The organism is Rhizorhabdus sp. P4_G6 (genome assembly GCF_056401045.1).
This window is the reverse complement of sequence record NZ_JBFUKC010000012.1, coordinates 1-13,261: the sequence shown is the minus strand read 5'-3', so window position 1 is coordinate 13,261 and position 13,261 is coordinate 1. Positions and strand designations below refer to the sequence as shown.

Here is a 13,261-nt window from a genome sequence, read left to right as displayed (position 1 = left end):
CCCGTCTCCATCAAAAGCGTCCTCGCAAACCCGCGTAGATGGTGCGGCCAAGCGTGCCGTAGCGAAAGGCGGTCATGTACTTCTCGTCGAACAGATTTTCGACGCGTGCGAACAGGCGAACCGAAGGTGACAGCGCCAGCTCGGTGCGCAGGTCGACCAGCGTGTAGCCGTCGAGCCGGGTGCTGTTCACCGCATTGTCAAAGCTGTGGCCGGCCCAGCGCATGGCGGCGCCAGTGGTGAGGCCGTGCCCCCAGTCATAGCTGACCGATGCGTTGGCACTCTGGCGTGGTCGCCGCGGCAGCCATTTGCCGAAGGTCGCGGCGCCGGGTGAGCGATCCTCGGCGACCGTCCAGCTATAATTGCCGTCGATTTGCAACCGGCCGAAACGTCCGTTGGCCTCGACCTCGGCGCCGCGCGCGTTGGCGCGCGAGACGTTGAGATAATAGCCCGACCGCCGGATTGCCGTGCCCGGCCGGAAGCAGAGCGGCAGCGTGCTCGCCGTCGGGCAGCTGTTGAAGATGATCAGGTCGCGGCTGTTCCGCTCGAAATATGTCGCGCGGATACCGAGCTTGCCGTCAAACAGCCGCTGTTCGGCGCCGGCCTCCCAGCCATGCGCCTGTTCGGGATCGAGCGCCTGGTTGCCGAAGTCCGAGAAGAGCTGGAACAGCGTCGGCGCCTTGAAGCCCTCGCCATAGCTCGCCCGCAAGATCGTGCCCGTCGGAAGCGACCAGACGCCGCCCACCGAAGTGAGCGTCTTGCGGCCATAGCGCCTATGATCGTCGCTGCGGACACCGCCAGTTAGTGTCAGGCCGGTCAGCGGCATGATGCTGAGCTGGCCATAGAGGCTGGTGATCTCCGCCTTGCCGCGCGCGGGTGCCGGGACGGCGGTCGCCAGCGACCCAGGCGGCGATACGCTGCGGAAGCGCGACCGCTCATTCTCCGCGCCGAACTGGAGCGCCCAGCGGTCGCTCAGGGCGAGGTTACCCTGATATTCGATGCGCATGTTGCGGCCGGCGGACTCGAAACTCTTCGTGCGCTGGCGGCGGGGATCGAACTGGTCGCGGTTGGTATCGGTATAGCCATAGCCGATCCGGTTGCGCAGTCGCCCGTCCAGCATCGCGACGTTCAGCCCGGCATAGCCTACAAACTCGCGGGTGAACCCATATTCGGGGCTGTCGGCGGCGGTGGCGTCGAAATCGAACCGCCCTCGGGAATAGTAGCCGCGCAGGTCGGCCGACACGCTATCGGTCATCGCCAGCTCCGCCCGGCCGGTCAGGCTGCGATTGGTGTAGCCGTCCTTCTCCTTGCCGCCGAAGGCCGGGGAGATGGCGGAGATACCGTCGGTGGTGAAGGCCTGCCCGCCGATTCGCCAGCTCAGCGGACCGGTCTTGCCGCCGAGCGCCACCCGGCCGCTCGCAGTCTGTCGCGACCCTGCCTCGACATCGAAGCTGCCCTCGATCGGCTTTTGCGGGGATGCGGTGACGACATTGACGACGCCGCCGATCGCCTGGCTGCCCCAGAAGATCGATTGCGGCCCGCGCAAAATCTCGACCCGCTCGGTATCGCCGACGAGCAGGTTGGCGAAGTTATAGCCGCCGCCGGCCGCCGCTGGATCGTTGAGCTTGACGCCATCAATGACGACGACGGTTTGCTCGGACTCGGCGCCGCGGATGCGCAAGGTCGTCGTCGTGCCATAGCCGCCATTGCGCGACAGGCTGATACCCGGCGTGCGCAGCAGCAACTCGGACATGCCGAGATCCTGGGCGCGATCGATCGCGGGTTTGTCGAGCACGGTCACGCTCTGGGGCAGCTTGTCGACCGGTTCGGGAGAACGGGTTGCGGTGACGATGATGGCGTCGCCCTCACCAGCATCGGCCAGGGGCGCCGCGACAGAGGCGGAGGAGAGGAGCAGAGCGATCGAAAAGCTGAAAAAAGCCATAAAATGGGAAACCTTGAGATAGAGGTGCGCGAGCGGCGCATCAGATGCGGCTCAATGGAACGATGATGGGGGTGCGGCCCGACCGGTCGATCGACGCGGCGATGCCGTAGACCGATGCCAGCCGATCCTCGGTGAGGACATCGGCGGGCGGGCCATCGGCGATCAGCCGGCCGCGATCGAGCAGCAGCAGCCGATCGCAATAGCGCGCGGCCAGGGTCAGATCGTGGAGGATCGCGACCACCAGCGTCCCCGTATGAGCCTGCCGTTCGAGCAGCTCCATCACTTCGAGTTGATGACCGGGATCGAGCGACGCCAGCGGCTCGTCCACCACCAGCGCCGGCGCTTCGACCGCCAAGGCTCGCGCCAGCAAGGCACGCGCCCGTTCGCCGCCCGAAAGTTCGGTAGCGATGCGGTCACGGAGATCCCCGACATCGGCCAGCGCCATTGCGCGGTCGACCGCCTCGGCATCGCCCGGCAGCAGGCGCGACAGCGGCGCCAGATAGGGGAGCCGACCCAGCGCGACCAGTCGCTCGACCGTCAGCGGCCAATGCAGCGTCTGGCCTTGCGAGAGATAGGCGATGGTCCGGGCGAGCGCCGGCCTCTCCATCGTCGCGACATCCTGATCGTCGACCAGGATATGGCCTGCGGACAGCGGAAGCAGTCCGAGGATCGCACGCGCGAGGGTGGACTTGCCCGCGCCGTTGGGGCCGATGATCCCGATCAGCGACCCGCCTTCGAAGGAGGTGCTGACGTCCTGCAACACGGCGCGCCGGCCGATCGGCACGGTCGCCGCATCGATCTGGATCTTCACCATATCCGCTTCTCCCGCAGGAGATGGAAGATGAAGACGGGAACACCCATCATCGCCGTGACGACGCCGAGCTTGAGCTCGTTGGCCGTCGGAATGAGCCGAACACCGATATCGGCCAGCATCAGCAGGGCCGCGCCCGCGCACGCGGACGGCAGCAGGATCGCGGATGGCGAGCGATCGGTGAGCGGGCGGACCAGATGCGGCACGATCAAGCCGACGAAGCCGATCGCGCCTGACACCGCCACCGCGCCTCCCACGCCGATCGCAACCCCGATCAACAGGCGCAGCCGGGTCTTGCGGAGGTCTGCACCGAGCGCGCGGGCATTATCCTCGCCGAGGGTCAGCGCATCGAGCGCGCGGCCGTCGATCAGCAGCAGAAGCGATCCAACGGCAATGCAAGGGAGTGCCACCCAGACATGCTGGAAGGAGCGGTTCTCGAGCGAGCCCAGCAGCCAGGTGGTGATCTCCATCGCCGCGAACGGGTTTGGCGACAGATTGAGCGCAAGGCTGATCCCCGCTCCAGCCAGGGTCGCGACCGCGATGCCGGCCAAGATCAACGTCAGAGGGCTTTCTGAGCGGCCAGCCAGCGCAAACAGCAGGATCAGCGCCGCGAGCCCGGTCAGGATAGCTAGAATCGGCAGCACCGCCGGATGAAGATCGGCAAGGCCGAAATAGAGCGCCGCGACCGCGCCGAGCGCCGCGGCATTCGATGCTCCGAGCACCGAGGGCTCCGCCAGCGGATTGCGCAGATAGCCCTGCAACGCCGCCCCCGCGAGACCGAGCATCGCGCCGACCATCAGCCCGAGCAGCATCCGCGGCAGACGCAGATCGAACAATATGGTGTTGGCGATCCGGTCGCCATGGCCGCCGAGCGCCGCGAGCAGGCGCGCCGGAGCGATTGGCGCGGTGCCGATCAGCAACGACGACATCGCGGCCAAAATCAGGATCACCAATAATCCCGGTAGAAGGAACTTGTTTCTTCGAACGATACTCACGGAAGACCTCGTTTTGGATCGGTCACCCCGTCACGTCTTGTGTCCCGGGGCCGTCTTGTTCATGGGGTGAGACGCCATGCCTCGATCGATCACAGCCTAGCCATGCATCGGAAGCTCCTTCTCGCAGTGGCGGCCTTCGCCGGTATCGGAGCCGCCGCCGCTTCCCCAAAAGTGGCCGAACCGCCGAAGCGGATCGTTTCGCTCAATCTGTGCGCCGACCAATATCTGCTGGCGCTGGCCGACCCGGGCCAGATCACCGCGCTCACCCGCTTCGCGCGCGATCCGGATATGTCGGCGGGCGCCACAGCCGCGGCGCATATCCCAATGACACGCGGCTCGGCCGAGGATGTACTCGCGCTCGACCCCGACCTGATCGTCGCGACACCCGGCCGGCGCAGCGGCACGCGGGCAGCAATCGCCAAACAGAAATATCCGACGCTCGATCTGCCCTCGGCCGGGAGCTATGACGCGATCGTCGGCCAGATCCGCGATGTCGCGAAGGCCGTCGGCCATCCCGAGCGCGGCGAGGCGATGATCCGCCGGATGGATGCCGAGCTGGCTGCGCTGCCCCGTATCCATAGCGGCCGGCTCGCCGCTCATTATCAGCGGCGCGGCTATATGACAGGCACCGGCACCCTGATCGACGATCTCATGCAACGGGTCGGCCTGACCAATCTGGCCGCCAAGCTCGGCAAGCCCGCGTTGTCGCAGCTCACCATCGAGCAGCTGATCGCCGCCCATCCCGACTATCTGATTGTCGAGAGCGCGAGCGACAGGGTGCGCGATGAGGGCACCGAGATGCTCCACCATCCCGCACTTCGCGACATCCCGCGCATCCGGCTGCCGCAGGCATGGACCGTGTGCGGCGGCCCCGCTTATGTCGAGGCGGCGCGCAGCCTGACCCGGCAGGTGATCGCCGCGCAGGGCAGCAGGTTCAGCGCACGCTGACATGCGCCCTCCAGTCGTCGCGAGCCTGCCAGCCGCGACGTTCGAGTTCGGGAATTGCGGATGGTGCTTCGGCATAACCCAGGCACAGCAGCGCCATGAAATGCCACGCCCGCGGCGCGTCGAGCAGGCTCGACACGAACGCCGGATCGAGTATCGATACCCATCCCAGGCCGATGCCACGGCTCTGCGCCGCGAGCCACAATGTGTGGATCGCGAGCACCGTCGAATATCGTAGCGCTTCGGGCATGGTGGCGATGCCGAGACCATGGCCCGCGAGCGGCACCTCGTCGGAGAACACCGCTAGGATCTCGGGCGCTTCGCGCAGGCCATGCAGCTTAAGCGACTGGTAAAGTGGGCCACGCTCGGCGGCGTCATATCGCTCGCCCGCCCGGGAACCGGCCTCGTCGACATGGTCAGCCAGCGCCGTCCGTAAAGCCCCTGTCTGGACCCGCACGAACCGCCACGGCTGGGCATTGCCGACCGACGGCGCCAGCTGAGCAAGCCCGAACAGCCGCTCCATTTCGGCCTCGGCGATCGGACGAGTTTCGAAATGCCGCACGTCTCGCCGCCAGACCAGCAGCGCCTCGATCGAGGCGGCCGTCAGGTCACCAGGCAAAGGTGCGGCTCCTGCGACCATCAGAATTCGACGCCCGCCTGCGCCTTCACGCCCTGCTCGCGGAACGGGTGCTTCACCAAGGTCATCTCGGTGACGAGATCGGCAGCCTCGACCAGCTTCTCGGGCGCGTTGCGGCCGGTGACGATGACGTGCTGCATCTCGGGCTTCGCAGCGAGCGTCTCGAGCACCTCATCGAGCGGCAGATAGTCATAGCGCAGTACGATGTTCAGCTCGTCGGCCAGCACCATGTCGTAGCTCGGATCTGCGATCATCCGCCTGACCTCGTCCCACGCGGTGCGCGCCATCGCGATGTCGCGGGTCCGGTCCTGGGTGTTCCAGGTGAAGCCCTCGCCCATCGGCTTGAACTCGACCTGCGCCGGAAAGGCATCGAACACGACCTTCTCACCGGTGGTCATCGCGCCTTTCACGAACTGGACGACGCCGACCTTCTTGCCATGCCCGATCGCGCGGACGACCATGCCGAGCGCGGCGGTGGTCTTGCCCTTGCCCTTGCCGGTGTGGACGATCAGCAGACCCTTCTTGATCGTCTTCGACGCCACGATCTTGTCGTGCGCGACCTGCTTCTTCTTCATCTTCTCGGCGTGCCGTTCGTCGGTGCGTTCCACCATCGTCATGCTCCCTGAAGCTCGGCGAGCAGGACGCCCGCGCTGTTGGATTTCGGTTTCCACATGCCGCGCTCCAGCGCCTCGGCGAGGCGGGCGGCGGTCTCGCGCAGCGCTGCCGGGTTGGCCTCGGCCATGAAGGCGCGGACCTTCTCATCCTCGATGAAAGCGGCGTGGACGGCGTCGAAATGATGATCGCGCACCGCGTGGGTGGTTGCCGCGAAGGCGAAGAGATAGTCGACCGACGCGGCGATCTCGAACGCGCCCTTGTAGCCGTGGCGCATCACGCCGGCGATCCACTTGGGATTGGTGACGCGCGCGCGGACGACGCGGCCTATCTCGTCTTCCAGCGTGCGGACGATGGGGCGTTCGGGTCGGCTATGGTCGTTATGGTAGGAGCGCGGCCGCTTGCCCTTGAGATGTTCGACGGCCGCCGCGATCCCGCCCTCGAACTGATAATAATCGTCGCTGTCGAGCAGATCGTGCTCGCGATTGTCCTGGTTCTGGACGACGGCATCGGCCTGGCTCAGCCGCTCGGTGAACAAGGCGCGCTCGGCATCCCCCTCGACACCCGAGCCATAAGCGTAACTTCCCCAGTCGAGATAGACGTTCGCGAGATCGCCGCGGTCGTGCCACAGCTTCTCGTCGATCATCGCCTGAAGCCCGGCGCCATAGGCTCCCGGCTTCGATCCATAGACGCGATAGCCCGCCCGCAATGCCGCAGCCTTGGGATCACCGCCCTCGTCGATCAGCCGCGCGGTCTCGACGCGATGACGGTGGGCTGCCGGATTGTCATCGACCGGTTCCTCGAGCGCCATCACCGCGCGCGCGGCGGAATCGATCAGGTCGATCTGCTCGGGAAAGGCATCGCGGAAGAAGCCGGAGACCCGGAAGGTCACGTCGATTCTCGGGCGTCCAAGCTCGGTCACCTTCATCACCTCGAAGCCGATCACCCGGCCCGATGTCCAGTCCCAGCGCGGGCGAACTCCCATCAAGGCAAGCGCCTGCGCGATGTCGTCGCCGCCGGTGCGCATGTTCGCGGTCCCCCAGGCGCTGAGCGCCATCGCTTTCGGATATTCGCCTTCGCGCTGGAGATAATCTTCGACCAGCAGTTGCGCCGAACGCTGGCCCAGCTCCCAGGCGGTTGCGGTCGGCACCGAGCGGGTATCGACCGAATAGAAATTGCGCCCCGTCGGCAGCACATCGGGCCGGCCGCGCGTCGGCGCTCCCGAGGGACCGGGCTGGATGAAGCGGCCGTCGAGGCCCGCGAGCAAGGCTGCCTTTTCCGCCCGGCCACAGGCGTCGACGCGCGGCATCAAATCGTCACGGATCGAAGCGAGGACGGCCGCCGTTCTCTCTCCCAACCCGTCATGCTGAACTTGTTTCAGCATCCACTCCTCAACGGGAGCATGCTGGGGTGGGTGGGTGGATCCCGAACCGAGTTCAGGATGACGAAGTGCAGAGACGAGCGCGCTGGCCAACAACTCCAACCGCTCGATAGTATCGCCGGCCGTTCGCCACGGATCGTCAGCCATTACCGCCAAAGCCGAGGGTCGAGGGCCATCCCACGCATCCCCCATCCTGCAATCGAGCGGATCGAAACCGAGCCGCAGATCGTCTGCCAGCGCCCGCAGCAACGAGGCTTGGCCCCGCAGATCATGACCACGCGGGGTTCGCGACAGCGCGGTCAGCAGATCGGTTCGCAGCCGTCCCACCGGCGATTGGGTAAAGACGTGCAGACCATCGCGGATCTGCATTTCCTTCAGCTCGCACAGATAATTGTCCAACGCGGCCAGCGCATCATCGCCGTCGCCGACCGCGCCCGCATCTGTGTCGAGCCCCTGCGAGCGCGCCAGATCGAGTATCTCGCCCTTGAGGTGGTTGATCCGGCGCGGGTCCATGCCCGCCGCCAGATAATATTCGTCGACCAGCGCCTCGAGTTGCTTGAGCGGACCATAGCTTTCCGCGCGGGTCAGCGGCGGAGTCAGATGATCGACGATCGCGGCGCCGATCCGCCGCTTGGCCTGGGTGCCCTCGCCCGGATCATTGACGATGAAAGGATAGAGCTGCGGCACCGCACCGGCACAAACCTCGGGGAAGCAGCTCTCGGAAAGCGCCAGCGCCTTGCCCGGCAGCCATTCGAGATTGCCGTGCTTGCCGATATGGACAACCGCGTGCGCGCCGAACTGGCGGTTCACCCAGAAATGAAAGGCGAGATAGCCGTGCGGCGGGACCAGCGCCGGGTCGTGATAGCTGGTCTTGGGATCGATATTGTAGCCGCGCGCCGGCTGGACCGCGACCGCGACATTGCCGAAGCGATGGACCGCGAGGCGGAATGCGCCATCGCGGACGAATGGGTCTTCAAGGGGAGCGCCCCAGCGATCCGAGATCGCCGTCCGAACAGCCTCCGGGAGTGTATCGAAGGTTGCAAGATACTCGGCCAGCGGCAAGGCGATCTCGCCAGGCCGGTCGATCGAATCGAGCGCGTTGGTCACCCCGCGGAGCATGGTCGGCATAAGCGCCGCACCGTCCTCGGGTGCGTCGCCGACACTATAGCCCGCCTTACGCAATGCGCCGAGGATAGCACCCGCGCTGGCGGGCGTATCGAGGCCGACGCCATTGCCGATCCGTCCGTCGCGGTTGGGGTAATTGGCGAGAACCAGCGCGATCCGGCGATCCGGCGCGGGCGTGCGCCGCAATCGCGCCCAGCCGGCAGCGAGATCGGCGACGAAGGCGACGCGATCGGGCGCGACCCTCGGCACGACGATGCCGCACTCGGTGCGCTCGTCGAACCGCTCCGACGCCTTGAAGGCGATGGCGCGCGTGAACAGCCGCCCGTCGACCTCGGGCAGCGCCACATTCATCGCCAGATCGCGGGCGCCAAGGCCGCGCGGACTCTCCCGCCAGGCGCTTTCCTCAACCCCGGCGAAGACGGTCTGGAGGATGGGGCAATCGGCCTGTTCGAGCACGCTGCCCACCCGATCGTCGCCGGGCGACGACGCCGCGAAGGAGGTGGCGTTGAGGATCACATCAGGCGCGGTCTCGGCGATCACGCCGCGAAGCCAGTCGATCGCGAAGGGCTCGCGAAGCGCCCTCACATAGACGGCTACCACATTGAGATCGCGGTCTTCGAGCGCATCGACCAGCGCATCGACCGCGTCGAGCGTGCCGGCGATGGTGAGCGCACGGTAGAAGGTTAACAGCGCTACCGGCCGGCCTTCAACCCATCGCGCCCGCACGTCGTCGAGCACCGGCCGCTCATGGCCGCGCAGGTGCAGCCCGGCGTCGGCGACCGGGACCGGATCGTCGGGCAGACCAATGTCGCGCCCGATCAGGCGTGCGGCGTGCCGGAGGAAGCTCGTTGCATTAGCCACCCCACCCTGCCGGAGACAATCGCGCAGCCGCTCGCGGATCTCGTCAGGCAAGGTCGAGGCCGCATCGAGCGCCGGATCGGGCTCACGGCCGTCGGCGATGGCGGCGAAAGCGATCCCTTTCTCGCGCGCTACGCGGGCGATCTCGTCGACGCCATAAGGCCAGTAGCTCTTGCCACCGAGCAGCACGACGCCGACGAACTTCGCCTGCGCGATCACCTTCTCGACATAAAGATCCACCGAATAGGGATGCTTGAGCTGAAGCAGGTTCGCGAGCCGGATCGATGGCGCGCCGTCACCCAGCGCAGCCGCCGCCCGCGCGAAGCAGGCAAGCTCGCTGTCCGCCACGGTCAGGAAGACGATCTCGCCCGGCGACTGGGCGAGATCGATCGCCTCGTCGCCGTTCGAAACCGTTCCCGGCGTGGCGGCCAGCAGATGCATCAGCCGCCCAATACCGCCGACAACGTCGCTTCGATCGCCGGCCGGTCGAGATCTTTCTGTCCGATTACAACGAGCTGCGACTGGCGCACCTCCCCGGCCGTCCAAGCGCGATCATAATAATGCTGAACGCGCGGACCGACCGCCTGGATCACCAGCCGAGCGGGCTTGCCGCCGACCGCGATCAGGCCCTTGATCCGCAATATGTCGTGCTTCGCGATGACTTCAGACACCGCCCGCAGCAACGGTTCGACATTGCCGATGTCGCCACCCTTCACGACGAAGCTGTCGAAGTCGTCATGGTCATGATCGGGATCGCTGTCATGATGCGAAGGCCGGGTTTCGAGATCGTCCTCGGCGCCCGCAAACAGGCCGAGCAACATGCCGATGTCGACCGCGCCATGATCGGCACGGACAATCTTCACGCCGCTGCGGGTATCGCCCGAAATATCGGCTTCGATCTTGGTCAGCTTGTCGGCATCGACCAGATCGGACTTGTTGAGGATGACGAGATCGGCGCAGGCCAGCTGATCTTCGAACAGTTCCTCGAGCGGGCTGTCATGGTCGAGCGTCGGATCAGCCGCGCGGGCGAGCGCCAAAGCCACCTCGTCGGTGGCGAAGCGGCCCGCCGACACCGCATCGGCATCGATCAGCGCGATCACGCCATCGACGGTTGAGCGGGTGCGGATCTCGGGCCACTGGAAGGCCTTCACCAACGGCTTGGGCAGCGCGAGGCCCGACGTCTCGATGATGATATGCTCGGGCGGATTAGGACGGTCGAGCAGCTTCTGCATCGTCGGCAGGAAGTCGTCGGCCACAGTGCAGCAGATGCAGCCATTAGCCAGCTCGACGATATCGTCTTCAGGGCAGGCCTCGTCATTGCAGCCCTTGAGCAATTCGCCGTCGACCCCGACATCGCCGAACTCGTTGACGATCAGCGCCAGTCGGCGGCCCCTGGCGTTCTGGAGAAGATGCCGGATCAGCGTGGTCTTGCCGGCGCCGAGGAAGCCGGTGATGACGGTCGTCGGTATCTTGCTCATGCGCCGACGCTTCCCGGCGCGGCGGGCAAGCAGACAATGATGGCCTTCATCGGGAAACTCCCGGCACCTGAGCTTCATCGGTGGCGGGGCTTGCCGTTCGGAACACGAACGGCCGGCGCGCAATGACGGGCGGGCGCCAAAGGCACCCGTGATCACGCAACCGTGCGGCACCCGCCGCTTCGTTCGTCGCTCAGACGGAGAGGAACCGTGCCGTGACCATCCCCTGGATCAAGGCAAGAGCGACCGGTGCGCTGGCAGGTCTCCTGGCTCGCGGGTCATAGCTCGATGCGCGCCTTCCCGGGTCAACCCGACCCAGTGACCGTGCCATCCAATGGATAGACACATGCACATCTCGCTCGCCGCTTACAGTTGCAGGGACAGCCGCGGATTTGGGAGCGAACTCCCGCACCGCATTCCCATTTTAAGCCCTTCCGGGCACCAGCGCGATCTTTCGAGCCCTGCATTTCTGCTGGACTCCATCGGCCGGATAGTCCGTTTCACGCCCGAGGCCAACCCTTCATCGCGCGCGGTCTTGTGCCCGCCATTCCGCGACGAGGGCCGGGCAGTTGGCGAGCTGCTCGATGACGATCGGAGAATAGGTCGGCAAAGTGATGGTCGTGCCCCTTCGGATCTGCATCGAGCCCGATGTCGGCAGGCGACCATCCTTTCCCCATCGCGACCGCTCAGCCGACGTAATCCCAAGGACGCGTCCGACCACCTTCTGACCGATCGGCTTGCGCGACCGCGCCATCGCGCGCTGCAGTTGCCGGTCGCGTTCTCCGGTGTGGATGCGCAGCCCCAGCGGCATGTCCCCTTCATTGGCCAGATCGATGAGCACGTCGAAGCCGGTGGGCGTTCGCACCAGCGATACCAGCCGCCGCGCTCTCCCCTGCTCCGACATGCCTATCGTACCCGCCGCCTGCGACGCGAAGCGGCGCGCGGCTGCATCAGCCTGATCCAGCCGATCCAGATGCCGCTGATCGACGTGACAAGGCCGAGGATCGAGAGACCCCACAGCAGCGCATCCCAAGCCGGGCGGTTCAGCGTCAGGCCGTTCAGATCCCATTTGTGCAGGAAATCGAACAACCAACGATAGACTCGGCCACGTTCGTCGATTTCGCCGAGCAAAGCGCCCGTCGTCGGATCGAGATGCACCCATGTCCCGGCCGCATCGTCATATTCGACGCGTAGGACGGGGAGTTGGGGAAGCGCACCGACATCATACCAATAGGCGTCGGGCGCAGTGAGCCGCTTGACCTCACGGATTCGTGCGTTCGGCACGAGCTTGGCCGCCGCCGCCAATATGGCTGGCTCGGACATCTTGACCGGAGTGTCGGTCGAGGGGTCGAGTGTGAGCGTAGGCCGGCCTGGACGTTCGATCATTACATGTGATCGACCCGCAGCCCAGTTGAGCTCCAGCAGCTTTGCTCCCGGAGCGATGCGCGCGAGCCTCGCGATATCAAGGGGCGGCGCCTTACCGGTGCCGGAATAAGCGATACGCTCGGCATCGCCGATTCCCGGGCTGTCGAACAGGCGCCCCGGATCGACCGACAGCCAGCCGCTGAATATCCATGCGAGCAGTGCCAGGCCGCCGCCGAAGCCTGCGATGTGATGCCACAGCATCCAGCCATGATAGGGCGTCATTCGGCCACCCCGAAACCGGCGACGCCCCATCCTCGTTCGAAGGATGCCGATCCACATGCCCGTCACGGCAGCGGCGATACATGGCCCCGACACCCACAGGACAACCTGTCGCCAGGCCGGACTGTCCTGGCGGAGGATCGTCGGGTAAATCCAGTGCGGCACCGATCCCAGCCAGTTCCAGAAGCGCTCCTGACGATCGCTGTTCTGGACGACGGCGCCCGACACCGATGAGACATAGACCACCGTGCCCGCCTCATCGCCGAGTTCCGCTTTCCACAAGGGCCGGTGCTTGTTGAAGCCGCCTGCAACCGTCCACTGATCGCGGGTGATCAGTTCGAGCGCCGACACCGGAGCATGGCCGAAGTCGGCTGCCACGCGCCGGGCCATCGCCAAGTCGACGGGCTTCACCGCCGATCCACTCGTTGCCGCGACGGTCCGTTGCGTTCCATCCCAGGGATCAATCCGCCAGACCGGCTGTCGATTACGCATCTCGAGCGACATCGCCTTGGGCGCCGCGATGCCTGCCGCCGCCAAGGCAGCGGCGGGCTGCACCTTCACCCGGCCCCAGTCGATCGACTGGAGCCCGGCGACCCGTTCCTGCGCGGTCAGCGACGGGAACGGGACATAGATCATCACCAGCCCGGAGATGAACCAGATCGCGAACAGCAGGCAGCTCGCGATGCCGATCCATCGGTGGCTGATGTAGAGCCAGCGCTTGACCCGATGGCCAAGCGCTGGACCATTGCCGCTAGAAGCGAGCACGGACCGAGACATCTATCGATCGCGGACGGCCGAGGATCCATTGCTCGTCATTATAGGTGGTCGTCGCGTAATCC

10 protein-coding genes and 1 riboswitch are annotated in these 13,261 nt (G+C 65.9%); of the genes, 1 reads left to right on the top strand and 9 read right to left on the bottom strand.

Annotation, left to right across the window (positions count from 1 at the left end; all coding sequences use genetic code 11):
• Nucleotides 1–10: 10 nt before the first annotated feature.
• The 3 genes from AC1DPF_RS13075 to AC1DPF_RS13065 are packed head-to-tail and all read right to left on the bottom strand — an operon-like array spanning nucleotide 11 to nucleotide 3,697.
• A complete protein-coding gene (locus AC1DPF_RS13075) occupies nucleotides 11–1,939 on the bottom strand; it encodes a TonB-dependent receptor plug domain-containing protein (protein ID WP_477870559.1) in 1,929 nt (642 codons plus the stop codon).
• 40 nt (nucleotides 1,940–1,979) lie between these two features.
• A complete protein-coding gene (locus tag AC1DPF_RS13070) occupies nucleotides 1,980–2,753 on the bottom strand; it encodes an ABC transporter ATP-binding protein (RefSeq protein ID WP_477870557.1) in 774 nt (257 codons plus the stop codon).
• Nucleotides 2,747–3,697, bottom strand: coding sequence for a FecCD family ABC transporter permease (locus AC1DPF_RS13065; RefSeq protein WP_477961882.1), 951 nt, complete (start codon nucleotides 3,695–3,697; stop codon nucleotides 2,747–2,749). The genes AC1DPF_RS13070 and AC1DPF_RS13065 overlap by 7 nt, the downstream gene beginning before the upstream one ends.
• 150 nt (nucleotides 3,698–3,847) lie before the next feature.
• Here AC1DPF_RS13065 and AC1DPF_RS13060 point away from each other — a divergent pair, with 150 nt between their 5' ends.
• The gene (locus tag AC1DPF_RS13060) at nucleotides 3,848–4,693 is read left to right on the top strand and encodes an ABC transporter substrate-binding protein (RefSeq protein WP_477870555.1); all 846 of its coding nucleotides are present in this window, start codon (nucleotides 3,848–3,850) and stop codon (nucleotides 4,691–4,693) included.
• On the opposite strand, the gene bluB is transcribed toward AC1DPF_RS13060, so the two are convergent.
• The 6 genes from bluB to AC1DPF_RS13030 all read right to left on the bottom strand — a co-directional run bounded on the left by bluB (nucleotide 4,680) and on the right by AC1DPF_RS13030 (nucleotide 13,199).
• The gene (bluB, locus tag AC1DPF_RS13055) at nucleotides 4,680–5,330 is read right to left on the bottom strand and encodes a 5,6-dimethylbenzimidazole synthase (protein WP_477870553.1); all 651 of its coding nucleotides are present in this window, start codon (nucleotides 5,328–5,330) and stop codon (nucleotides 4,680–4,682) included. The two genes, AC1DPF_RS13060 and bluB, sit on opposite strands and share 14 nt — an antisense overlap.
• Entirely contained in the window at nucleotides 5,330–5,938 is a 609-nt protein-coding gene (cobO, locus tag AC1DPF_RS13050) for a cob(I)yrinic acid a,c-diamide adenosyltransferase (protein ID WP_477961783.1), read from the bottom strand. Before cobO ends, bluB begins: the two co-directional genes overlap by 1 nt.
• A 2-nt stretch (nucleotides 5,939–5,940) precedes the next feature.
• On the bottom strand, nucleotides 5,941–9,744 hold the full coding sequence (cobN, locus tag AC1DPF_RS13045) for a cobaltochelatase subunit CobN (RefSeq protein ID WP_477961781.1): 3,804 nt from the start codon (nucleotides 9,742–9,744) through the stop codon (nucleotides 5,941–5,943).
• Nucleotides 9,744–10,781, bottom strand: coding sequence for a cobalamin biosynthesis protein CobW (gene cobW / locus AC1DPF_RS13040; RefSeq protein ID WP_477961779.1), 1,038 nt, complete (start codon nucleotides 10,779–10,781; stop codon nucleotides 9,744–9,746). The genes cobN and cobW overlap by 1 nt, the downstream gene beginning before the upstream one ends.
• 236 nt (nucleotides 10,782–11,017) lie before the next feature.
• Nucleotides 11,018–11,239: riboswitch (cobalamin riboswitch) on the bottom strand.
• Nucleotides 11,240–11,298: 59 nt separating this feature from the next.
• Nucleotides 11,299–11,643 (bottom strand): hypothetical protein, encoded by a 345-nt coding sequence (locus AC1DPF_RS13035; RefSeq protein WP_477961778.1) that lies wholly within the window; start codon nucleotides 11,641–11,643, stop codon nucleotides 11,299–11,301.
• A 41-nt stretch (nucleotides 11,644–11,684) separates the two neighbouring features.
• Nucleotides 11,685–13,199, bottom strand: coding sequence for a PepSY domain-containing protein (locus AC1DPF_RS13030; protein ID WP_477870543.1), 1,515 nt, complete (start codon nucleotides 13,197–13,199; stop codon nucleotides 11,685–11,687).
• Nucleotides 13,200–13,261 lie beyond the last annotated feature (62 nt).